At 40.3% G+C, this 25826-nt stretch carries 16 protein-coding genes, 1 tRNA gene and 3 rRNA genes; all 20 read right to left on the reverse strand.

Going from position 1 to position 25826, the window contains the following annotated elements; genetic code table 11:
- Position 1: 1 nt before the first annotated feature.
- Entirely contained in the window at positions 2 to 709 is a 708-nt protein-coding gene (locus AACH31_RS09605) for a LytR/AlgR family response regulator transcription factor (protein WP_161831025.1), read from the reverse strand.
- 165 nt (positions 710 to 874) lie between these two features.
- Entirely contained in the window at positions 875 to 1708 is an 834-nt protein-coding gene (locus tag AACH31_RS09610; protein WP_320101440.1) for a cysteine ABC transporter substrate-binding protein, read from the reverse strand.
- Positions 1705 to 2442, reverse strand: coding sequence for an amino acid ABC transporter ATP-binding protein (locus AACH31_RS09615; RefSeq protein WP_432766973.1), 738 nt, complete (start codon positions 2440 to 2442; stop codon positions 1705 to 1707). Before AACH31_RS09615 ends, AACH31_RS09610 begins: the two co-directional genes overlap by 4 nt.
- Before the next feature lie 34 nt (positions 2443 to 2476).
- Positions 2477 to 3154, reverse strand: coding sequence for an amino acid ABC transporter permease (locus AACH31_RS09620; RefSeq protein ID WP_161831022.1), 678 nt, complete (start codon positions 3152 to 3154; stop codon positions 2477 to 2479).
- Positions 3135 to 3794 (reverse strand): amino acid ABC transporter permease, encoded by a 660-nt coding sequence (locus AACH31_RS09625; RefSeq protein WP_161831021.1) that lies wholly within the window; start codon positions 3792 to 3794, stop codon positions 3135 to 3137. Before AACH31_RS09625 ends, AACH31_RS09620 begins: the two co-directional genes overlap by 20 nt.
- A gap of 1619 nt (positions 3795 to 5413) precedes the next feature.
- Positions 5414 to 5487 (reverse strand) — tRNA-Gly (locus tag AACH31_RS09630).
- A gap of 11 nt (positions 5488 to 5498) precedes the next feature.
- Positions 5499 to 5607 (reverse strand): 5S ribosomal RNA (gene rrf / locus AACH31_RS09635).
- A gap of 173 nt (positions 5608 to 5780) precedes the next feature.
- Positions 5781 to 8675, reverse strand: a 23S ribosomal RNA gene (locus AACH31_RS09640).
- Between the two features lie 92 nt (positions 8676 to 8767).
- Positions 8768 to 10284 (reverse strand): 16S ribosomal RNA (locus AACH31_RS09645).
- The 16S, 23S and 5S rRNA genes sit together here with 1 tRNA gene alongside, the layout of an rRNA operon.
- 431 nt (positions 10285 to 10715) lie before the next feature.
- Positions 10716 to 12089 carry a 23S rRNA (uracil(1939)-C(5))-methyltransferase RlmD gene (gene rlmD / locus AACH31_RS09650; protein ID WP_262951080.1) on the reverse strand — a complete coding sequence of 458 codons (1374 nt, stop codon included), beginning with the start codon at positions 12087 to 12089 and terminating at the stop codon, positions 10716 to 10718.
- Positions 12090 to 12151: 62 nt separating this feature from the next.
- Positions 12152 to 12964 (reverse strand): hypothetical protein, encoded by an 813-nt coding sequence (locus AACH31_RS09655; protein WP_161832605.1) that lies wholly within the window; start codon positions 12962 to 12964, stop codon positions 12152 to 12154.
- A gap of 81 nt (positions 12965 to 13045) precedes the next feature.
- A complete protein-coding gene (locus AACH31_RS09660; RefSeq protein ID WP_161832606.1) occupies positions 13046 to 14239 on the reverse strand; it encodes an L-serine ammonia-lyase in 1194 nt (397 codons plus the stop codon).
- Positions 14240 to 14285: 46 nt separating this feature from the next.
- Positions 14286 to 16259, reverse strand: a complete 1974-nt coding sequence (gene uvrB, locus AACH31_RS09665) for an excinuclease ABC subunit UvrB (protein ID WP_161832607.1) — start codon at positions 16257 to 16259, stop codon at positions 14286 to 14288.
- A gap of 133 nt (positions 16260 to 16392) precedes the next feature.
- Positions 16393 to 17817, reverse strand: a complete 1425-nt coding sequence (locus AACH31_RS09670; RefSeq protein WP_161832608.1) for a S41 family peptidase — start codon at positions 17815 to 17817, stop codon at positions 16393 to 16395.
- Positions 17818 to 18343: 526 nt separating this feature from the next.
- Positions 18344 to 19570 carry a murein hydrolase activator EnvC family protein gene (locus AACH31_RS09675; protein ID WP_237658976.1) on the reverse strand — a complete coding sequence of 409 codons (1227 nt, stop codon included), beginning with the start codon at positions 19568 to 19570 and terminating at the stop codon, positions 18344 to 18346.
- 35 nt (positions 19571 to 19605) lie between these two features.
- Positions 19606 to 20520 carry a permease-like cell division protein FtsX gene (gene ftsX / locus AACH31_RS09680; RefSeq protein WP_161832609.1) on the reverse strand — a complete coding sequence of 305 codons (915 nt, stop codon included), beginning with the start codon at positions 20518 to 20520 and terminating at the stop codon, positions 19606 to 19608.
- The gene (gene ftsE, locus AACH31_RS09685; RefSeq protein ID WP_161832610.1) at positions 20507 to 21190 is read right to left on the reverse strand and encodes a cell division ATP-binding protein FtsE; all 684 of its coding nucleotides are present in this window, start codon (positions 21188 to 21190) and stop codon (positions 20507 to 20509) included. The genes ftsX and ftsE overlap by 14 nt, the downstream gene beginning before the upstream one ends.
- 275 nt (positions 21191 to 21465) lie before the next feature.
- A complete protein-coding gene (locus AACH31_RS09690) occupies positions 21466 to 21945 on the reverse strand; it encodes an S-ribosylhomocysteine lyase (protein WP_161832611.1) in 480 nt (159 codons plus the stop codon).
- A 102-nt stretch (positions 21946 to 22047) separates the two neighbouring features.
- The gene (prfB, locus tag AACH31_RS09695) at positions 22048 to 23145 is read right to left on the reverse strand and encodes a peptide chain release factor 2 (protein ID WP_161832612.1); all 1098 of its coding nucleotides are present in this window, start codon (positions 23143 to 23145) and stop codon (positions 22048 to 22050) included.
- A gap of 122 nt (positions 23146 to 23267) precedes the next feature.
- Positions 23268 to 25790, reverse strand: coding sequence for a preprotein translocase subunit SecA (gene secA / locus AACH31_RS09700; protein ID WP_161832613.1), 2523 nt, complete (start codon positions 25788 to 25790; stop codon positions 23268 to 23270).
- Between the last annotated feature and the right edge of the window lie 36 nt (positions 25791 to 25826).

The raw sequence follows: 25826 nt of genomic DNA on the forward strand, positions 1-25826 counted from the left end.
ATCATTGATCTCCTAATAATTTTAACATAGATAGTTTTAAATCGCGTATCCGATGTTTACTCACAGGAACCTCCTCTTGTTGAATGCGAACCGCATTCGAAAGTAACCGATCAACATGTACTAAGTGAATGAAGTAACTTTTATGACTTCTAAAAAACGGATAGCCACTTAGCCTTCGCTCAAGTTCCGATAAACTCATTCGAATCTCATACGTGCGATTCGACGTATGAATCAAAACCCCAGGCTTTTTCGTCTCAATATATAAAATTGATGGAATATCAATTCGATAAAAGACTCCCCGATTCTGAATAAGTAAATGGGCATCCTGCCTTAACAATCGCTCCTCAATACACGACATCACATGCTTCAACACTTTTTTATCGTCCAATGGCTTTAGCAAATAGCGATAGGCACGAACGACGTACCCCTCCTGCATAAACTCCATCAACGACGTTAAAAAAATAATATCCACGGTTGAATCAAACGAACGAATTTCCTTCGCTGTTTCAATCCCATTTAATTGCCCCATGGTAATATCCAATAACAACACATCTAAAGATTGTGGATAAGAGGCTAATAACTCTTCACCTGATGAAAACTCATAAATCTCATAGGTTAACTCATACATTTTTAAATATTTTTCAACTAACTGTCGCGTCTTTAAACGGACACGTGCTTCATCATCACAAATACCAATTCGAACAATCATCCCATTCTCCCCTTATCCTCTCCTGTTACTCTACATATTCTAACATATTTCGCTTTCTGTGGCTACCTGTTCTATTTAAACAAAAAATCCCTTCTTTCGAAGAGATTTTCTTATTCTTTCTATTAAAAGAAACGATTTCATATCCGCAAAAACGTCCACTTCTATTTAATCCTCTAATACCCCACCTTCAATAACAAGATTATCCACATCAGCTGCTTCCCCATAAACAGGCGCTAACGTCTGTTCATACGCCTCATGGAAAAATTGTTCCTCACCTAACGCCTTAATCTCATCATTGATCCAATCTAGCAACTCTTTATTATCTTTATTCACCGCCGCTGCAATCGTATCAATATTACCTAAACTCTCCACTCCGACACTAAAGCCCTCATTTTCAAGCGCCCAAGCTAGAACCTCCGTATTATCCGTCGAAAGTGCATCCCCGCGCCCATCTAATAAAGCCCCATACGCTTCCGTATACTGATCAAACTTCAACAAATTAACTTCTGGATGATTTTGTGTAAAATACGTCTCCGCCGTTGTTCCCTTACTTACAATGAGCGTTTTGTTAGCGAGTTGCGATACATCTGTAATCAGTGCACGATCAGGAGAAACAACACCTAGTGCCACCTTCATATAAGGGAGCGTAAAGTTTACCTTTTCGGCGCGTTCTTCTGTTACCGTGAAGTTCGCTAAAATAATATCTACTTTGTTTGATAATAAATATTCTACACGACTAGCCGCCTCAACAGGTACATATTCAACCTCAACCCCTAAGTCCTTAGCTAATCGGTTTCCAAAGTAAACATCATATCCTTGATAATCCCCATTGGCATCCACGTAACCGAATGGTTTTTTATCACTAAAGACCCCTATGACTACTTTTCCACTCTCTTTAATTTCGCTTAATGAACGAACATGGGAATCATCCTTTCCACAAGCTGCCATAAGACCGAGACAAAAAACAAGACTTAAAATGCCTAATATTCGCTTTTTCATTTTCCATCCCCCTCTGATTCAAACGTAAACAGATTTAAAAACTGTTTGACACGTTCCGTTTTAGGACAAGTAAAGAAACTCTCCGGATCATTTTCCTCAATGATTTGCCCTTCGTCCATAAAAACAATTCGATGAGCAATAGCCCGTGCAAACTGCATCTCATGTGTCACAATGACCATCGTGCTTCCCTCTTTCGCCAACGATAACATGACATCCAAAACCTCACGAACCATTTCCGGATCAAGCGCCGCCGTCACCTCATCAAATAATAAAATTTTCGGTTGCATACAAAGCGCACGTACAATGGCGACCCGTTGTTTTTGCCCACCTGATAATTCCCCCGGATAAGCATCCTTTTTATGAAGTAACCCTACGCGTTCAAGCAACTGTAAAGCTTCTTCAACCACCTCCCTTTTAGGACGCTTTTGAGCTTTTACAGGACCGAGGATAATGTTTTGTAAAACATTCATGTGTGGAAAAAGCTCATAGCTTTGAAAGACCATCCCAATCTTTTGCCGCACCCGGGAAAGATCCCCTTTTTGATGACTAATTTGTTCACCTTCAAGCAAAATTTTTCCTGCCTGAATATCTTCTAATCCATTGATACAACGAAGTAACGTACTTTTTCCACAGCCTGATGGTCCCAAAACAACGACGACCTCTCCCGGATTAACCGAAAGAGAAAGCTGACTTAACACAGTGTGATCGCCATACTTCTTCGTCACTTCTGACATTTGTAATATGGGTTTCTCCATTTAAATCCCCTCCTTAACCATTCCAACGTTTTTCAAGGTGTGTCGCCCACTTCGAGATGGGATAACAAATTAAAAAATAGAGTAAAAAAATAACGCCATAAATCCAAAGGGGAGCACTCGGCGTCGTTAGGCGGGCAGACTCAATGATTTGCTGTCCAACTTTTACGACTTCCACGACCCCAATTAATACGATAAGCGATGTCGTTTTAATCATGCGTGTCACTAAATTGATTGTCTGTGGCAGAAGACGCCGCATCGTTTGTGGAAGAATGACATAGACATAAATTTGCCATTTATTTAAAGCTAAGGCTGCCGCAGTTTCATATTGATGCTTAGGTATCGATTCTAACGCCCCTCGTACTAGATCGCCCATTTCTGCAACTCCCCAAAAGGAAAAGACAAGGACGGATGCCCAAAAGCCTGATAAATTAATTCCTAACGATTTACTCAATCCGAAGTAAACTAAAAATAAGAGGACTAATTGTGGAACAATGCGAACTGTTTCTAAATAGACCCGACACATAAATTGCACCACTCGATTTTGTAACCTCATCACCATTCCCATTAAGAGTCCTAATATAATTGAAAGGCACACTGAAATTAAAGAGACTTGAATCGTGACGCCTAATCCTTCTAATAACCGGATAAAATTCCTTCCCTCGAATAAAATATTAATCCCTAACTCCTGCATATCGCACCTTCCTTTCTATAAAAGCAAGTATCAAAGAAATAGGTAATAATAAAATCAGATACGCTATGACAAGCATGAGCAACGCCTCATCCGTTTTATAGTATAAGCCGATTAACCCTTTCGCAACATACATTAAGTCGGCCAATGCAATCACGCTAAACACTGACGTTTCCTTAATTAAAAATATAATATTCGCACTAAATGCAGGAAGGGCAACTGCGATTGCCTGTGGTAACGTCACATACCAAAGGACCTGCCATTTCGTCAGCCCAATACTTAATCCTGATTCCACCTGTCCTTTAGGTATTGCCTCTAAACCGCTCCGAAAGGCCTCAGACATATAACTACTCCCCAAAAAAGTTAACCCAATGATTCCACATACCGATGAATTTAAAACGATGCCAAGCTTCGGTAATCCAAAATATAAAAAAAATAGCTGAATTAAAAGAGGAGTATTTCTTGAAAGTTCAATATATACGCCCACTATCCGTTTCAGGATCGGAACATTGTAGTAACAAATTAGACAACAAACAAATCCAATAACAATGGATAATAAAATTCCAATCCAAGCAATACCGAATGTCAATTTTGCTGCTTCCATATACATGGGTGTATACATTCTCACAAATTCAAAATCCATAGGCTCCCCCTCCTTCCTTCTCTCCTATCAGCATCAAGCCTATCGTAAGCTCATAACATCATATGACAAAACCACAGAATTAATGACAACAAAACATTTAAATATAAAGGCTCGTCACCGCTCGTCCCTGAGAAACTCTCCTCCTAATGGAATGCATCTCATTAAAACTGATGAAACCTTTTAATGTCCACCCTTTCATCAATGAAAAAGTTTAACTCCTTCCCCCTCAAGTTAGATGGACCACGCTTTAAAGAGAATTTTATAATTAACCCGAAAAAAAATTCTTTCATTGTATAAAAATAACAATTTTATCCATAACATAGATGTAAGTTTTATAACTTGCTCTTCCAAAACTCCTTATTTTATATACTCCCCTTTCTCTCCCAACTGACTCCCCCCTCAGTTGGGACTTTTTTTGTTATTCATAGAGGTTACTAGCAAACTTAACATATGGGTCAATCGCTATTGTTTCTAATCAAAAGCCGACCTAAACTTAACAACGATAAAACAACCTTCATTATTTATCGCTATCTCTTTTCTTAAAAAAGTCGCTTTCGTTGTATAAAAATAACAATTTTATCCATAACATAGATGTAAGTTTTATAACTTGCTCTTCCAAAACTCCTTATTTTATATACTCCCCTTTCTCTCCCAACTGACTCCCCCCTCAGTTGGGACTTTTTTTGTTATTCATATAGGTTACTAGCAAACTTAACATATGGGACGATCGCTATTGTTTCTAATCAAAAGCCGACCTAAACTTAACAACGATAAAACAACCTTCATTATTTATCGCTATCTCTTTTCTTAAAAATATTTCAAGCCAATTGAATAAACAGTAAAAATAAAGCCATAATAAAGTTGCAAGTAAAAACTTGCTGTTTTATAAATTATATAAACTCTTTCTTTTTCATTTCTCTTCCATAAAACAACTGACTCCCCCTCAGTTGTTTTATTTTTTTATTCACCTATAATTTTCACCTATTACGGTGTAGTTGAGGCAAAAGGCGTGTAAATCTCAATCCTTTTAATCAGATATAACCCATTATCCGGATAGGTACTACAAATATAACCCTATCACTACCGCTCATTATAATTAAAGGATAAGAACCTATGAATCACTCGAAATCTTTTTTCCATCATGAATCGCTTAAATTAAACTATCACTCAATCCTGTGACAATACTAGGACTCCGCATAAGAATCAATCCTAAATCATTCCTCCCATGACGAAAACATTCTATCTGAATTCTGAATCCTTGAGATCAAGGTTAATAAAAATATCCTGTTTCCTGTGTACCCTATGATGCCGTGTAGGACCTTAAAAATCTAGATTTATTTAATGCTTACTACTCTTTGATTGAATCCCCTCTTTAGTTAAAGGAGATCCCTTAAACTAAAACTAAAAAAAACTCCCATTCACTTATGAATTAGGAGTTCGTATCCATTTTCTTGTCTGGCAACTCTCGCATCACAGTGGTAAAGTTCAATAACTGTTCATTACCCTTGTGATTCCTCAGTTCTTTTCATTTTCCACCTATGATAACCGCCCGTTGTTGCCTTTCCTTTAATTCTCGATAAATAAAAAAAAAACACCCCGAAGGATGTTAATTGGCTATTTGGAGCGGGTGAAGAGAATCGAACTCTCACAGTCAGCTTGGAAGGCTGAAGTTCTACCATTAAACTACACCCGCATTTATTTATGGCCTAGCGACGTCCTACTCTCGCACTTGCGTACTACCCTCGGCGCTAAGGAGCTTAACTTCTGTGTTCGGTATGGGAACAGGTGTGCCCTCCTTGCCCTTATCACTAGACCTTCTGTCAGATCTTATCAATCTCACAAAACTAGATATCTTCTGCTTACTTCCTCTTGTCCGGCAACTCTCGCATCACAGTGGTAAAGTTCAATAACTGTTCATCACCTTCGTGATTCCTCAGTTCTTTTCACTTTCTGCCTGTGATAACCGCTCGTTTTTGCCTTTCCTATTTAGTTAAGTCCTCGATCGATTAGTATCAGTCCGCTTCATCTGTCACCAAACTTCCACTCCTGACCTATCTACCTCGTCGTCTTCAAGGGATCTTACTTCTTTCGAATGGGAAATCTCATCTTGAGGGGGGCTTCACGCTTAGATGCTTTCAGCGTTTATCCCTTCCACACGTAGCTACCCAGCTATGCTCCTGGCAGAACAACTGGTACACCAGCGGTGTGTCCATCCCGGTCCTCTCGTACTAAGGACAGCTCCTCTCAAATTTCCTACGCCCACGACGGATAGGGACCGAACTGTCTCACGACGTTCTGAACCCAGCTCGCGTACCGCTTTAATGGGCGAACAGCCCAACCCTTGGGACCGACTACAGCCCCAGGATGCGATGAGCCGACATCGAGGTGCCAAACCTCCCCGTCGATGTGAACTCTTGGGGGAGATCAGCCTGTTATCCCCGGGGTAGCTTTTATCCGTTGAGCGACGGCCCTTCCATTCGGTACCGCCGGATCACTAAGCCCGACTTTCGTCCCTGCTCGACTTGTTGGTCTCGCAGTCAAGCTCCCTTCTGCCTTTACACTCTTCGAATGATTTCCAACCATTCTGAGGGAACCTTTGGGCGCCTCCGTTACTCTTTGGGAGGCGACCGCCCCAGTCAAACTGCCCACCTGACACTGTCCCCTGACCAGCTCATGGCCACGGGTTAGAACCCCAGTAACACAAGGGTAGTATCCCAACAGCGACTCCTCCAAGACTGGCGTCCTGGTCTCTTCGTCTCCTACCTATCCTGTACATGTGTCACCAGTGCTCAATATCAAGCTACAGTAAAGCTCCACGGGGTCTTTCCGTCCTGTCGCGGGTAACCTGCATCTTCACAGGTACTATGATTTCACCGAGTCTCTTGTTGAGACAGCGCCCAGATCGTTACGCCTTTCGTGCGGGTCGGAACTTACCCGACAAGGAATTTCGCTACCTTAGGACCGTTATAGTTACGGCCACCGTTTACTGGGGCTTCAATTCAAAGCTTCGCTTGCGCTAACCTCTCCTCTTAACCTTCCAGCACCGGGCAGGCGTCAGCCCCTATACATCACCTTGCGGTTTAGCAGAGACCTGTGTTTTTGATAAACAGTCGCCTGGGCATTTTCACTGCGGCTTGCTTTCACAAGCACCCCTTCTCCCGAAGTTACGGGGTCATTTTGCCGAGTTCCTTAACAAGAGTTCTCTCGCTCATCTTAGGATTCTCTCCTCGCCTACCTGTGTCGGTTATCGGTACGGGCACCTAATAAATTATCCCTAGAAGCTTTTCTTGGAAGCGTGACATCAGCTGACTTCACCCTTTCGGGCTTTCGGCATCACAGCTCAATGTTTCGCCATGCGGATTTGCCTACATGACCACCTCACTGCTTACACGTGAATCCATTCACACGCTCAACTTAGCCTTCTCCGTCACTCCTTCAGTTTATTAAGTGGTACAGGAATCTCTACCTGTTGTCCATCGGCTACGCCTTTCGGCCTCACCTTAGGTCCCGACTTACCCAGGGCGGACGAGCCTTCCCCTGGAAACCTTAGGCTTTCGATGGATAGGATTCTCACCTATCTTTCGCTACTCACACCGGCATTCTCACTTCTAACCGCTCCACAGCTCCTTCCGGTACTGCTTCTCCGCTGTTAGAACGCTCTCCTACCACTGACACTTCGTGTCAATCCGCAGCTTCGGCGGTCCGTTTAGCCCCGGTACATTTTCGGCGCAGAGTCACTCGACTAGTGAGCTATTACGCACTCTTTAAAGGATGGCTGCTTCTAAGCCAACCTCCTAGTTGTCTGTGCATCTCCACATCCTTTTCCACTTAACGGACACTTGGGGGCTTCAGCTGGCGGTCTGGGCTCTTTCCCTTTTGACCATGGACCTTATCACCCACAGTCTGACTCCCGATCATATCTATCTGGCATTCGGAGTTTGATTGAGATCAGTACCCCGAGGTGGGGCCAGTCACCCATTCAGTGCTCTACCTCCAGTAGACTCTTATCGAGGCTAGCCCTAAAGCTATTTCGGAGAGAACCAGCTATATCCGTGTTCGATTGGAATTTCACCCCTAGCCACAAGTCATCCAAGCACTTTTCAACGTGCCCTGGTTCGGCCCTCCAGTCAGTGTTACCTGACCTTCAGCCTGCTCATGGCTAGCTCACACGGTTTCGGGTCTACAACATCGTACTCCTCGCCCTATTCAGACTCGCTTTCGCTTCGGCTCCGTCTCTTCAACTTAACCTTGCACGATATCGTAACTCGCCGGTTCATTCTACAAAAGGCACGCCATCACCCTTTAACGGGCTCTGACTAGTTGTAGGCACACGGTTTCAGGTTCTCTTTCACTCCCCTTCCGGGGTTCTTTTCACCTTTCCCTCACGGTACTGGTTCACTATCGGTCACTAGGTAGTATTTAGCCTTACGAGATGGTCCTCGTTGCTTCCGACGGGATTTCTCGTGTCCCGCCGTACTCAGGATCCCTTCCCTGCTTCACACAATTTCACCTACGGGACTCTCACCCCCTCCGGTTGGCCTTCCCAGACCATTCGGCTATCATGTTCAGTCATTTCTGAAGGTCCTTCTACCCCGGATTACTCCGGTTTGGGCTCCTCCCTGTTCGCTCGCCGCTACTTGGGGAATCGATGTTTCTTTCTTTTCCTCCAGGTACTTAGATGTTTCAGTTCCCTGGGTCTGTCTCCTCTATGGCTATTGATTCACCATACGGTGCTAGCGTATGACCACTAGCGGGTTTCCCCATTCGGATATCCCCGGCTCTTTGCTTACTTACAGCTCCCCGAGGCGTTTCGCCGTTTGTCGCGTCCTTCTTCGACTCCTAGTGCCTAGGCATCCTCCGTGCGCCCTTTATTACTTAACTTTTCTTCTTCAGAAGATATCTAGTTTTCAAAGATCAATCTCAGGAAAATCGAAATTCTCCCAAAACTAAACAGAACGTCTCTTTCTCCATAGAAAGGAGGTGATCCATCCCCACCTTCCGGTAGGGATACCTTGTTACGACTTCACCCCAATCATCTACCCCACCTTAGGCAGCTCCCTCCTTGCGGTTAGGCCACTGACTTCGGGTGTTGTAAACTCTCGTGGTGTGACGGGCGGTGTGTACAAGACCCGGGAACGTATTCACCGCGACATTCTGATTCGCGATTACTAGCGATTCCAACTTCATGTAGGCGAGTTGCAGTCTACAATCCGAACTGAGATTGGCTTTATGAGGTTTGCTCCACGTCACCGCTTCGCTTCTCTTTGTACCAACCATTGTAGCACGTGTGTAGCCCAGGTCATAAGGGGCATGATGATTTGACGTCATCCCCACCTTCCTCCAGTTTGTCACTGGCAGTCTCGTTAGAGTCCCCATCTTACTGCTGGCAACTAACGACAGGGGTTGCGCTCGTTGCGGGACTTAACCCAACATCTCACGACACGAGCTGACGACAACCATGCACCACCTGTATCCATTGTCCCCGAAGGAAACCCTCTATCTCTAGAGGCGTCAATGGTATGTCAAGACCTGGTAAGGTTCTTCGCGTTGCTTCGAATTAAACCACATGCTCCACCGCTTGTGCGGGTCCCCGTCAATTCCTTTGAGTTTCAGTCTTGCGACCGTACTCCCCAGGCGGAGTGCTTAATGCGTTAACTTCAGCACTGAGGTTCGACCCCCAACACTTAGCACTCATCGTTTACGGCGTGGACTACCAGGGTATCTAATCCTGTTTGCTCCCCACGCTTTCGCGCCTCAGTGTCAGTTGCAGACCAGGAAGCCGCCTTCGCCACTGGTGTTCCTCCATATCTCTACGCATTTCACCGCTACACATGGAATTCCACTTCCCTCTTCTGCACTCAAGTCAACCAGTTTCCAATGACCCTCCACGGTTAAGCCGTGGGCTTTCACATCAGACTTAATTAACCACCTGCGCGCTCTTTACGCCCAATAATTCCGGATAACGCTTGCCACCTACGTATTACCGCGGCTGCTGGCACGTAGTTAGCCGTGGCTTTCTCATAAGGTACCGTCAATTGATAGTCATTTCCTCCTATCACCTTTCTTCCCTTATAACAGAATTTTACAACCCGAAGGCCTTCTTCATTCACGCGGCGTTGCTCGGTCAGGCTTTCGCCCATTGCCGAAGATTCCCTACTGCTGCCTCCCGTAGGAGTCTGGGCCGTGTCTCAGTCCCAGTGTGGCCGTTCACCCTCTCAGGTCGGCTACGCATCGTCGCCTTGGTAGGCCTTTACCCCACCAACTAGCTAATGCGCCGCAGGCTCATCCATCAGTGATGCCAGGAGCATCTTTAAACTTTCGTCCTATCCGGTATTAGCGATCGTTTCCAATCGTTATCCCCGTCTGATGGGTAGATCACCTACGTGTTACTCACCCGTTCGCCGCTTCCCACCGAAGTGGTTCGCTCGACTTGCATGTATTAGGCACGCCGCCAGCGTTCATCCTGAGCCAGGATCAAACTCTCCATATTAGTTTTATTTCCTTAGCTTGCGAAATTTCTTTCGCTTAATGATTCTTGACGTTCTGTTTAGTTTTCAAAGAACTTCTTTCGCCTCTTGGCGACTTCTTTATCTTACCACATTCGACTTTTTCTGTCAAATGTTTTTTATCTTTTTAGTAAGAATTTGTGTCCGCCTCTCTTGGCGACTTTTCTATTTTATCAGGTTTAACTTCTTTTGTCAAACACTTTTTAACTTTTTTTGTTTTCTTTTCCATCGCCCTTTTAGCGACTCATTTATAATACCATTCCACTCATTTAATGTCAAACATTTTTTTGATATTTTTTAAAATTATCTTCTCTCTCATAAAATATGCACCAAACGTGTTATAAAAGCTAACACACTTAGTGCACGATATCAATTCTTTTTAACCGTAGGAATATTTTCTACCTTCCTTACATGATTAAGCTCTAACTAATTTTGCTACACACTCAATGTGCGCTGTCTGAGGGAACATGTCAACGGGTTGAACAACTTCCAATTTATAGCCTCCATCTATAAGAACACGCAAGTCTCTAGCAAGTGTCGAGGAGTCACAAGATACATAAACAATACGATCAGGGGCCGCCTCTAACATTGTATCTAATAATGATCGATCACACCCCTTACGTGGAGGGTCAACAACGATAACGTCAGGTACAATCCCGTTCTCAATCCATGCAGGAATAATTTCTTCAGACTTTCCTACAGCAAATTGGGTATTTTCAAAACCATTTAACCGGGCATTCATTTTCGCATCTTCAATTGCCTCAGGAATAATTTCAACACCATACACCTGTTTAGCATGCTGCGCTAAGAATAAGGTAATTGTACCAATTCCACAATATGCATCAAAGACAATCTCATTCCCCGATAATTGGGCATATTCAACAGCTTTTGAATACAATGTCTCCGTTTGAATCGGATTGACTTGATAAAAAGAACGCGGTGAAATAGCAAAACGAATTCCATTCATTTCATCATAAATATAAGGTTCCCCATATAAAATACGTGTCTCGTCTCCAAAAATAACATTCGTGACTTTAGGATTCACATTTTGAGCGATACTTTTAATCTTAGGGTATTTACTCACTAGCCTTTGAATAAGCAACTCACTATTTGGAATTTCATGCGTTCTTGTCACGAGCGTTACCATGATTTCTTCCGTTTTAAATCCTACGCGTACAATAACATGACGTAAAACTCCAAGGTTTAATGATTCATTATACGGATCAATCTCTAATTCCTGACACAATTGTCTCATTGTTTCTACAATTTGATCTGAGATATCTGTTTGGATTAAACACGACTGCATATTAATTATTTCATGGCTCCGTTTTTGATAGAATCCCGCTACCACTTTTCCATCCGCATACCCAAATGGAACCTGCGTCTTATTACGGTATCGACTAGGATTTTGCATTCCGATTGTCGGTAATACATTTGCATCTTCAATATGACCTATTCTTTTTAAATGATTAACCACTGTGTCATGCTTCATTTTAAGTTGTCCTTCATAACTTAAATGTTGAACTTGACATCCACCACATTGCTTGTATATTCCACATTCTGGTTTAACACGTTCCCCGCTCGTTACAAAATAATCAACTGCACGGCCAAAGGCATACGTTTTTTTTACTAATGTCACCTTCATATTGATTTCTTCACCGACAAGTGCATTAGCGACAAACACTGGAAATCCATCGACACGCGCTACACCTAATCCATCATGCGTTAAACTTTCAATCTTTACATCATAGTACTCATTTTTTTGAACCGGCACTATCTTCTTCGTCATTTCTATCACCTATACCTCTCGTTGTCATAAGAAGAGGGAGACGTATTGTCTCCCCCCCCTATTTATTGCCATACAAATGATTGCGTATTTTTATCATAGGCTCCCCAACTTGGATAATCGGAAATTTCCGTTGGTTTGATTGCCTGATCAACTTCTAAATAAGGAATATCACCTAAGGCTTCTTCTTCCTCCGCCGTCAAAACTGTCAACGCCTCAATGCGGGCATCAAAAGCTTCCTTTTCTTCTTTATAACGGTATTCATATTCACCTGTCTTCTTGTTGTAATCTTTTGGCATGACTTTAATGTTATTTTTAGCACGGTCGATGTTTTCCTGTGTTGGATATTCTTCAGCATGAGCAACGATTTGTTCGACGATATCTAATCGGTGTTGCTTATAATATTCCAATTCTTGCTCGCGGTTGGCATCAGTTAATGCTTTTACATCTCCAGTCGATACGACTAATTGAAATGAATACTCCTGTGATTTATCCCCAATCTCATCTAACATTTTTGTGGCTGTTGCCTCTGCCGCCGCTCGTGCAGTCTCAACATCTACTCCATCATTTACCTGAACGTTTACGTAAACAACGGGCCCTTGAACAGTTACCTTTACTTCATTAACCCCTGATTGCTGCGCCCCTTTTTCCTCAGCAGCCGCTATAACAGAGTCGCTAATTGACTCTAAATTTTCCGTACGGTACCCATACACCGGACGTCCCGCTACGGATAACGGATCTAAATAAAAATATTTTAAAAGATGAAATCCGAATAAAACTGTCAGTACTGCTAAAATACCGATATAGCTATAAAGTATTACCCGTTTTTTCGGTAATTTGGGTCCCTTAGTCGGTTCCTTAACTTCTTCCTTTGCCATACAGTCACTTCCTTTACTGTTTATTCACTCATTTTAAATATTCTTTATTATACCATTAAAATCCTGTAAAACCTAGTCAGATTAACATTCAGCAAAATGTTTTGCTAGTCCCCCCTGAGCCGTTTCACGATATTTCGCCATTAAATCAAGCCCTGTCTCTTTCATCGTTTGCATCACTTGATCTAATGTAATGGTATGATAACCATCGGTTAACATCGCATATTTAGCTGCATCATAGGCACGCTTTGCCGCAACCGCATTACGTTCAATGCATGGAACTTGAACATACCCATAGACAGGGTCACATGTCATTCCTAAATGATGTTCTAATCCAATCTCAGCTGCATATTCACAATGTAAATTAGAGGCACCTTTTAGAAAGGCAACCGCCGCCGCTGCCATTGAACAAGCTGATCCTACTTCCCCCTGGCATCCAACCTCAGCCCCGGAGATAGACGCATTTGTTTTAATTAAATTTCCTACCAGTCCCGCAACCGCTAATGCATCAATTAATTGTTCATCCGTATATCCTTCCTCTTCTTGTAAGGCAAATAAAACGCCTGGAATAACACCTGATGCTCCACACGTTGGGGCCGTTACAACAACATCTCCACATGCATTTTGCTCTGAGACAGCCAATGCATAAGAATAAATTAAAATAGATAATTCTCCCTTATTTGCCTTTGCCTGTTCATAAAAATTTTTCGCGCGACGTGGATAATTTAGTTTCCCCGGCAAAGTCCCCTCAGCAACTAGACCATTCATCAGTGTTTCACGCATTATTTTAAGAATTTCTCCTAGATACTCCTTAATGTCTGGTTCATATTGATAAACATAATCTGATAACGTCCAATTATTTTTTCTACAAACTTCTAACACCTCATTCATGCTCGAATGTGGATAAATAGTTGGGACTTCATCTCGAGCCTGACCCTCTTCAATGATCGATCCCCCACCAATTGAGTAAACAGTCCATGAACCTAATTCTTTCTCGTTCTCATCATACGCAATAAACTTCATCGCATTCGGATGAAAGGGACGAAAATCTTCTGGCTTCCACGTTATTTTAACTGGTTTAGGCTCCATCGTTTTTATAATAATATAATCCGTTAAATGACCCTCACCTGTTGCAGCTAAACTACCGTATAAAATGGCCTCAAAAGACGCCGCTTCCTTATAACGATTCATAAACACCTTTGCCGCTCGTGCGGGTCCCATTGTATGAGAACTAGATGGCCCATTCCCTACTTTATATAATTCACGTAAACTTTCCATACTTTTACCTCACTCCTTAACTCACTTAAACACTCAGATAAACTTATTATGAACCTAACTCAATTTTTAATTCTAACATCGCATCTCGAAGCGTTGCTGCTGTTTCAAAATCAAGTGCTTTCGCTGCTTCTTTCATTTCACGCTCTAATTTTTTCATTAATTTTTCTTTTTCTTTACGAGACATCTTCGTATCATATTTAGCCTCTTTTTCTACAACCTCTGTTGCACGAATAAGATCTCGAACATCCTTATGGACAGTCATTGGAATAATACCATGATCCTCGTTGTATTTTTCCTGAATCTCACGACGTCGCGCTGTCTCATCCATGGCGCGTCGCATTGACCCTGTTATTTTATCTGCATATAAAATAACACGTCCTTGTGCGTTACGGGCAGCACGTCCAATTGTTTGAATAAGGGAACGGTCACTACGTAAAAATCCCTCTTTATCCGCATCTAAAATCGCAACTAAAGAAACTTCAGGAATGTCAAGCCCCTCTCGTAAAAGGTTAATTCCAACTAGCACATCATAAGTTCCAATACGTAAATCGCGAATAATTTCAATACGTTCAAGTGTTTTTATTTCTGAATGTAAATAAGCCACTTTAATTCCTAATTCTTTTAAATAATTTGTTAACTCTTCAGACATCTTAATCGTTAACGTCGTCACAAGAACGCGTTCGTTTTTCTCTATACGCTTATAAATTTCACTGACTAAATGATCGATTTGCCCTCGACTTGGATGCAATTCAATAACCGGATCCAATAATCCAGTTGGTCGAATAATTTGCTCAATAACCTTATCCGTGCGGGCCAGTTCATAGTCACCCGGCGTCGCCGATACGTAAATGGCCTGATGAATTTTATCCTCAAACTCATTAAATTGTAATGGGCGGTTATCTAACGCTGATGGCAATCGGAATCCGTGATTAACTAACGTCTCTTTACGAGCGCGATCCCCATTGTACATTCCCCTTACCTGTGGCAACGTCACGTGCGACTCATCGGCCACTAACAACCAATCCTCAGGGAAAAAATCAAGTAGACAATAAGGTGTTGCTCCACGTTCACGTAACGACAATGGACCCGAGTAGTTTTCCACACCTGAACAGAATCCCATTTCAGCCATCATTTCTAAATCATATCTTGTTCGTTGCTCAATCCGTTGAGCCTCGAGTAACTTACCCTCTGATTCAAAATACTTCACTTGTTGCTCAAGTTCTTCTTCAATATTTTTTAACGCAATCTTCATTCGCTCTTCTCCGGTTACGAAGTGTGACGCTGGGAAGATGACAACATGTTTACGTTCACTTAAGACTTCCCCTGTTATCGTATCAATTTCGCGAATACGGTCAACTTCTTCCCCAAAAAACTCTATTCGGATTGCATTCTTTTCAGTTGCAATCGGTAAAATTTCTACAATATCGCCACGAACCCTAAATGTTCCCCGGTGAAAATCAATGTCATTTCGTTGATATTGGATTCGAACTAATTCATTCAACAAATCATTTCGTTCCATCTCCATTCCTACACGAATAGATACCATCATCTTTTTATACTCTTCAGGGTCCCCAATCCCGTAAATACATGAAACTGAAGCAACGACAATAACATCATTACGTTCTAAAAGCGCTGCTGTTGCAGAGTGACGTAGCTTATCAATTTCATCATTGGTCTTGGCATCCTTTTCGATAAACGTATCCGATGAAGGAACATAGGCCTCCGGTTGATAATAATCATAGTAACTCACAAAGTATTCGACTGCATTATTCGGAAAAAACTCTTTTAACTCACTATAAAGTTGTCCGGCTAACGTCTTATTATGAGCCAAAACAAGGGTTGGTTTATTTACCTGTTGTACGACATTCGCAATTGTAAATGTTTTCCCTGTCCCAGTTGCACCTAATAAAACCTGTTCCTTAACACCGGACTCTATATTTTCTACTAATGATTTAATTGCCTGTGGTTGATCGCCGGATGGCGAATACTTTGAGACAATTTCAAACTTACCCTTTTTCATAAAAAGTCACCTCGCATGAACTCATTATACCACCTTTTTCAACTAAGAACTAAAGTAATTCTATGGACCTTACATTTAAATACAATCAATTTCTCCTCTTTCCAAATAAAAAAGAGGGGTCTCCCCCTCTCTATTAAGTATTCTGTAAAACTTCTAATGCCTTTTTAAATTGTGTATCAAATGCCTTATCTCTAATTTTATCTCTTAAGGCTAATGTTAATTGACTCGCCGTCTTATTATCAATGATACCTGTTTCTGCTATATTATTATCCTTTTGAAACTGTTTCACTGCTGATACTGTCGAATCATCAAAATATCCATCCGTTCGGTCAACTGAATAACCGAGCGTATTTAAAATATTTTGTGCATTTGCGATGGCCGGGTTTACTTGATCAAACTCCAACTCTTTTCCATTCTCGAGATACACTTGATAATAATTATAAAATTCAGGTGCTTCAACTTCAACGGTTGGGGTTACCCCTTTTTCATTAATCCAATTATTATCTGGTGTTTTCCATACTTGGGTCGTAATCTTAAGTGATGAATGATCATCAAGTGGCATCGATACCTGCACAGTTCCCTTTCCATATGATGTTGTTCCGACTACCTCATATCCACCCGCTTCTTTCATCGCGGCAGAAAAGATTTCAGAGGCTGATGCGCTTCCCTCATTAATTAAGGTAACAACCGGATAGTTCTTACCTTCACTTTCCGTTTCATAACTCACTGAACTTCCATCTCGCGATTCAATCGTTGTAATCACTTTACCCGGCGGTAAAATATAATCGACCATCTCGACCACGCTCGTTAAATATCCTCCGGAATTATTTCTTAAATCAACAATGAGGCCTGTCATCCCTTGCCCCTCTAATTCCTCAATTGCGGTTTTAAATTCCTGTGCTGTATTTTCACCGAATGTTGTAATTTGAAGATATCCAATTGCCTGACCCTCTTCTGTGATTAACTCAGATTTAACTGTCTCTTGATCAATGGCCTTACGCGTTACCTCAATATAAATTAAATCAGGATTATCATTGCGAGATATTCCCAAAGTTACTGTTGAGTTCACAGGGCCTTTAATCTTATTCGTGACTTCCTGCAACGTTTGACCCACTACATTTTCGCCATCCACTTCAACAACTAAGTCATTCGCTAATATTCCAGCCTCATCCGCCGGCGAATCAGGGAATGGTGAAACAATCATTGTATACCCATTGACAGTGGTCACCTCACACCCAATTCCTGAATAAGTATCCTCTAAATGCTCCACAAAATTTTCGTAATCCGTCATCGTAAAATAAGTTGAATGTGGGTCGTCTAAGGCATTAATCATTCCTGAGATGGCTCCGTCAATTAACGCCTGACTATCGCCCTCATAAAAATAATGATAGGATTTGAGTGCCTCATATACCTGATTAATTGAAGCAATCTCCCCATAATTAGACGGTGAGATAATAGAATCTGATTTCTTCTCTGGAAAAATCAATGACAATAACAAAGTCACCACTGCACCTAAACAAAAGCTTCCAATCAGTAGAAACCCGTTTTTATGCTTCATATCATCACTCCTTTTTTTATTTCATAATCTCTATCCTGTAATCATCTTTCATATGTGAAATTCGTCGGATGTTTTAGTATAACTCCTATTTTACCAATTTTTATATTCTTTGTCATTCCAAGAAAATAGGATAAATTCACAAATCCTGCAATTCAAACCATTTACCCATTTTTTCTAACCCTTGTAATCACTTCAAGTTTATGGATGCATTCTAACTGTTCAGTCAATCATTTAATGAAGATTAAGCATCCTTATCTAATCAAAACTGGATGTTCCTATGAAAAGTCGCTTTTTACTTATATAGTATGGAACAATTTATAAATTTATTTCATTTTAAAGATGATTTATTACAAATGACTACGTTCGATCCCTCATCGATTAAATAAAAAAAGTACCTCATTGAGAAATAGGCGTCGTCTTTTTGAACGCTCTATATTCTCAATTCAAGGGTACCTTTTTATCTCACAACTTTGGCGAAAATAATCGTCATAATCTTATACTAACATCTGGCACGCCATTAAAGCCCCTACCATGATGATGGGAAATTAATATATTTTCTTGGGTTAACGGCATGTGGATAATTATAATATCCTTCATACATTTCAAAATGTAAATGCGCTCCAAAGGAATTTCCTGTATTCCCCATCGTTCCTAATTGGGTTCCTCGTGCAACTTGTTGCCCAACTGAAACATACGGTGCTGAGTGCATGTGAGCATATACAGTTGTCATTGTTTTCCCATTGATATTGTGAGTAATCATTACGTGATTTCCATATGCACTATGCCAACCTGCACGAATAACAGTTCCCGCTTGTGCAGCATACACCGGCGTTGATGTATCCCCATAGTTGGCTAAGTCAATTCCCGTATGGTTACTATAACACATAAATTCGCAACTTACATATCCACGGGCCAATGGAATCATAAACCCTGATCCCGTAACAACCCCACCACTTGAAGAACTGCCATTACTTGAAGAGTTTCCTGATGATACAGGAGGCGGTGGTGTCTGCTCTAAAATTTTCTTCTGCTCTTCAGCAATTTCAATAATTTCTGAAGCTGATAAACGTTCACTTTCTAATTCTTGCATTTGTTTAGCCAAGTCACGTTTTTGTTGCTCTAACTTTTGTTGATAAGCGTCTAACGTTTCACGTTCCTTCTCTAGCGAATCCTTGCTTTCAGCTAACTCCTGTTGTTGAACCTTCAAAGTCGCAAGTAACGCTTGCTGCTGACTGACTAAAAGACTTAGTTCATCCATCGATTGAGCATCGCTTTGTGCAAAGTGATTAATGACACGTAATTGGCGAATAAAATCAACTAAACTGTTAGATTCAGATAACATCTGTAACACTAAATTTCCACGTGAAAATCTCTGTGACATATGCATTCTTTGCGCCACAACTTTTTTTAAGGCTTCCACCTCTTCATCTAATCTTTTAGCTTCCTCTTCACCTGACTTAATTTCAGTTTCTTTTTGGGAGATTTTCTTCTCAAATTCAGAAATCGCACTTTCTGTTTGTGAGATTTTCTGAACAGTTGTCCCCATATCCCCCTCAACAATCTCTATTTCATCTTGAAGTTTGGATTCTCTGCCCTTAATTTCAGAAATTTGGTCTTGCGCCTCACTAATAATAGCATTACATTCTTCCTTCGTTTTACACGATTTCGATGCCTCTACTATTGTGGGCATCGTAGGAATCAATCCCAACGCTAAAGACAGGCACAATCCCATTTTTATAAATGGCTTCTTCATCTCCTATATCCCTCCTTTTTCAATAACTCTATCTATTAAATTTTTAAAGAATACTTGATGACTGCGAAGAAACTACCAAGTAGACTGATGACGATTGACATTAATCCGACAATTGTTCCTAATTCATAAACAGTTGGGAACGGTGTAGCCATTTGAAGCATTGGAATAACTAGTACTCCTCCAAAAATATGATATAAAAATTGGTAACCATACATCGTTAGCAAAATAGGAACGACAGCCCCTAAAACACCGATAATAACACCTTCAATTAAAAACGGAACCGTCACATGAGCAACTGATGCACCTACTAGCTTCATAATTTTCAATTCATTTTGACGTGCATAAATCGTTAATTTAATTGTATTTTGAATTAAAAATACTGCTAATACGAGTAAAATCAAAACAATAACTGATAACGTTTGACGGATGATTGTTGTAATATTGGTAAAAGCAGATAACTCTGATTCTTCACCGTAATTCACGTATCCAACACCATCAATTTCCTTAATTGCCTTCGCTACCTCGTCAACATTTTTCACATCGTCAACCGAAACAATGCCTGTATCGGGTAATGGATTTCCATCACTTGTATTTTCAAAAAAGTCTGCTAACTCAGGATCATTCTCACCGATTCGCTCAATAAACTCCGTGTATTCTTCCTCTTTGGTTATATGATTAACTTCCGAAACGTGCGCTTGAGACTGTATTGCTTGAATCGAGGAAGCAATTTGCTCATCCGTCGCATCTTGAGAAAATTCAATAAAGATCTTAATTTCGTTTTCAACCTGTTCTGTAAAATTTTTAGTATTGTAAGCGAACAGAACGAAAAAAGAACATAAGCTAAGAGTAATAGTTAACGTTACAATTGATGAAATGGACATAAATAAGTTATTCCAAATATTTTTAAATCCATCGCGAATGTAGCGAAAAATTTGTCTAATTATTTTCATAATATCCCCTCACTTCATCGCTAAATATAGTCCCATGATCGATCGTCACTACACGACAATCTTGGCCAAATATTAATTCATGGTCATGAGTTGCCATGATGACCGTCTTTCCTTGCTTGTTTAACTCTTTCAGAATATTAACAATTTGTATTGAATTGTCTGGATCTAAATTTCCCGTTGGTTCATCAGCAATAATAATATCTGGATTATTCGCAATAGCGCGTGCAATCGCTACACGTTGTTGCTCTCCTCCTGACAATTGGTTAGGATAAAATAATAATTTTCCCTCAAGACCAACTAACGTTAATGCATCGAGTGCCTTTTGGCGAACCTCCTCCTTAGGAAGGCCAATAGCCTCTAAGGCGAACGCTACATTTTGATAAACGGTCATTTTTTTTAATAATTTAAAGTCTTGAAAGACGACACCTATTTGCCGACGCAATTTAGGAATTTTAAAGCGACTTAGACGAGTAATTTCAATTCCATTAACCTTAATTTCTCCACCTGTAGCTTTTTCCTGACAATTAATCATTTTTAAAAAAGAAGATTTCCCGGCACCACTCGGTCCAATGACGAATAAAAACTCGCCTGATTCGATTTGAATATTTATATTATGAAGTCCGATAACTCCATTTGCATACTTTTTACTAACGTTTGTAAATTCGATCATTATCTTCCCACCTATCTCTAAACGTCTTTTTTCATTATAGCACAACTATCTGACAGTTTCATTTTCAATACGCCAATTCCCAACAAATACTATCCTAACCATTGCCCCATATTTCATCCCTAATCGATTTCCATTTTAACATAATCGCATTTATCTTAATATAAAATGTCGAATAATTGATTTATATTTCATCCTTTTTTACACCCTTTATACATAATACTTAATTATTTACATAAAAAAAGTGGAGGGTCACCTGATAGGTGGCCTTCCACTTTTTAATTAGGATAAACTAAATGTTTATCTTCAATTTGGTTTAATGTATTTTCTAAAAATGCGTTTGCTTCATATTTAGCGGCCGGTAAATTCATATCTAAATAATTACCACAATCTCTAGCACTTGCTCCCGGAACTTCCCCTTCATAATTCGCAATAAAATTAAAAGTTTCTGTAATAAGGTTAACCACGTCACGTGAATCTAAATCACCTTTTAAAATTAAATAAAAACCTGTTCGGCACCCCATAGGCCCAAAATAAATCGTTTGATCCGCTGCTTGCGGATGATTTCTTAAGAAGGTAGCAGCTAAATGTTCAATCGTATGAATTTCAGCCGTATTCATGACAGGTTCTCGATTCGGAAGTTTAGTTCGAATATCAAATGTTGTAATAACCTCTTCTCCAACGACATCTTTTCGTGATACATAAATTCCACGTAATAAATCTTCATGATTGACTGTAAAGCTCGGAATTTTTTTCATAAACGGTTCACTCCTCTTAAAGTTAATCTAACGTGCCCTTATTATACACTCTACCGTTTTTTATAACCATCCCAAAATGCACTTATCCACAAAATACCACTGTTATAAACTTTTTCTTAAATAAGCATCAATAAATCCATCTAAATCCCCATCCATAACTGCTTGTACATTTCCAACTTCATATGAAGTACGGTGGTCTTTTACTAATGAATAAGGATGAAAAACATAGGAACGGATCTGACTTCCCCATCCAATATCTTTCACCTCACCACGAATTTTTGCTAACTCCGCTTCTTGTTCCTCTAGTTTTCGTTGATAAAGCTTAGACTTTAACATCTCCATGGCAGCTTCACGATTTTTAATCTGTGAACGTTGATTTTGACAGGTCACAATTGTATTCGTTGGTAAGTGGGTAATTCGAACAGCAGAATCTGTTGTATTAATATGTTGTCCTCCAGCCCCACTTGCACGGTAAGTATCTATTTTTAAATCCTCGCTACGAATTTCAATATCAATATCACCAGAAAACTCAGGCATTACATCACACGAACAAAAAGAGGTATGTCTACGTCCACCTGAATCAAAAGGTGAAATACGTACTAAACGATGAACCCCACGTTCCGCCTTGAAGTACCCAAATGCATTTGTTCCTTTAATTTTGATCGTCACACTTTTAATTCCCGCTTCTTCTCCTACTAAGTAATCTAAAACTTCCACTTTAAATCCTTTTCGTTCAGCATAGCGTGTATACATACGATAAAGCATCTCTGCCCAATCTTGAGATTCTGTTCCTCCAGCACCTGGATGTAACTCTAAAATAGCATTATTACCATCATATGGGCCACTCAATAAAATTTCCAATTCAAAGGCGTTCAATTTTTCACTCACCTCATGAATTTGTGCCTCAAGTTCTGACTGTAAATCCTCATCGGCCTCTTCTAAAATTAACTCAAAAGCAATTCCAAGCTCTTCTACTTCCGATTGTAAATTATAAAACGAAGAAATCTTCTCCTTCAATGCATTAGCCGCATTAATAACCTCTTGCGCCTTTCTTCGATCGTCCCAGAAACCAACCTCTTGCATTGTTTGTTCATATTCTTTTATTTGATTCTCTTTTTCAGCTACGTTTAATGACTCTTTAAACTGTAAAATGCGCTCAGACATTTTCTTTATTTCAGATCGTATTTCATGAATTTCCATTCTAATCACCTCTTTTTATTCGCTATAATCTCACTTTTACGCGCTAAGAAGCAGTGACTTTTAATATGATCAAAAATCACTGCTCCCCCGATATACGTTATATACGATACTTGTCTTATCAACTACTCATTTTGACCGCAACAATGCTTATATTTTTTCCCACTTCCACACGAGCATTCTTCATTACGACCTACCTTTTTAGACACGCGTGTCAATGGACGTTTCTTCTCATCTTTTGGTGCATTAGTCGCCGTTGGCTTAGCTACGTCTTCGCGTTGTAAATTTTGACGAATTTCAGCTCGAATAATATAGCGTGTTACGTCATCCTCAATACGTTCAATTAAACGATTGAACATTTCAAATCCTTCACTTTGATATTCATGTAATGGATTAATTTGCCCATATGAGCGTAAATGAATTCCCTGACGTAAGGCGTCCATCGCATCGATATGATTCATCCAATGAGTATCCACTACACGTAACACAATAACCTTTTGGAATTCATGGAAAACAGACGCATCAATCGATTTTTCTTTTAGGCGATAATCTTCTTTTACAAGATTAGTCACATATTCAATTAATTGCTCCTCTGTTTTCCCTTCAATAGCTGCACGTGTTACTTTATTAACAGGGAAGAAGTTAGTATTTAGATAAACAAGTAATCCTTCGTAATTATACTCTTGTTCTCCCTTTGACTTCTCGTGCTCAGAGTGTGAGAAGTTATGAACTAATCGTGTAACCGATGAGTTTACCATTCCAAAAATAATATCGGTTAAATCTTCTGTTTCTAGAATATCTTGACGTTGTCCATAGATAACCTCACGTTGACGGCGAATGACATCATCATATTCTAGTAAGTTTTTACGCATATCATAGTTATTACCTTCTACGCGTTTTTGTGCCGATTCTACTGCCTTTGTAACCATTTTGCTCTCAATTGGCTCATTTTCATCCATACCCAATTTATCCACCATTGCATGCATACGATCTGATCCAAATCGGCGCATTAATTCATCTTGGAATGACAGATAAAAGCGAGTATATCCAGGATCTCCTTGACGCCCCGAGCGTCCACGCAATTGGTTATCAATACGACGAGATTCATGGCGCTCCGTCCCAATAACGGCCAATCCACCTAATTCCTTAACTTCATCTGTTAATTTAATATCCGTTCCTCGACCCGCCATATTGGTTGCAATCGTGACAGACCCTTTCTTCCCTGCATCCATAATAATTTCTGCTTCGCGTTCATGATTCTTCGCATTTAAAACGTTGTGCGGAATTCCCTTACGCTTTAATAACTGTGAAATATACTCCGATGTCTCGACCGCTACAGTTCCAAGTAAAACTGGCTGTCCCTTTTTATGGCGTTCGATTACATCTGCAACAACGGCATTAAACTTAGCATTCATATCCTTATAAACTAAATCTGGTGCATCTAAACGGGCAATCGGACGATTAGTCGGAATTTCCACGACCATCATATTATAAATATTTCGGAACTCTTCCTCTTCTGTCTTCGCTGTCCCTGTCATTCCTGATAACTTACTATATAATCTGAAAAGATTTTGGAACGTAATTGTTGCTAACGTCGATGTTTCTTGCTTAATTGAAACTCCCTCTTTTGCTTGAATGGCCTGATGTAAACCTTCAGAGTAGGCACGTCCCTTCATTAAACGACCTGTAAACTGGTCAACAATCACAATTTCGTCCTCTTGGATAACATAATCCACATCGCGCGCCATAATGTAATTTGCCTTTAATGCATTATTGATATGATGTAACAACACTGCATGTTTAATATCGTATAAATTATCAATTCGGAAAGCTTTTTCCGCCTTCTCAATTCCTCCCTCATTTAATTGGATATTTTTCGTTTTAATATCAATTGTATAGTCTTCTTCGTCCTTTAAACCTTTAACAAAATGGTCAGCGTGTACGTATAAATTAGCCGTACGTTTCTGCCCACCTGAAATAATTAATGGTGTACGTGCCTCATCAATTAAGATTGAGTCTACCTCATCCACAATGGCATAATTTAATTTACGTTGTACCATTTGCTTTGCATACAACACCATGTGATCACGTAAATAGTCAAAACCTAGTTCATTGTTTGTTGAGTAAGTAATATCACATGCATATTGCGCCTTTTTCTCTTCTGAAGTCATCCCCGTTAAATTTAAACCAACCGTTAAGCCCAGCCATCGATAAAGCTCTCCCATCTCGCGCGCATCACGGCTTGCTAAATATTCATTTACCGTAATAATATGAACACCTTTTCCATCTAATGCATTTAAGTACGCAGGCATAGTTGAGGTTAATGTTTTTCCTTCCCCCGTTTTCATCTCGGCGATATTTCCACCATGTAAGGCAATCCCACCAATAATCTGAACCTTATAAGGAGTCATTCCTAAAACGCGTGTTGACGCCTCACGAACAACCGCAAATGCCTCAACTAATAAATCATCTAACGTTTCTCCCTTTTCAATTCGTTCTTTAAACTCTAAAGTTTTATGTTTTAATTGCTCGTCTGTTAGACCTTGCATATGAGGTTCTAACGCAATGACCGCATCCGCTATTTTATCCGCACGCTTTAATACTTTTACACTTGGATCTAACATTTTCTTGATTGCCGAAATCATCATCATCGCTCCTTGTCTATGTCTTACTAGGCTTATACT

The organism is Turicibacter faecis (genome assembly GCF_037076425.1).
In the GTDB taxonomy this organism is placed as follows: Bacteria; Bacillota_I; Bacilli_A; order MOL361; family Turicibacteraceae; genus Turicibacter; species Turicibacter faecis.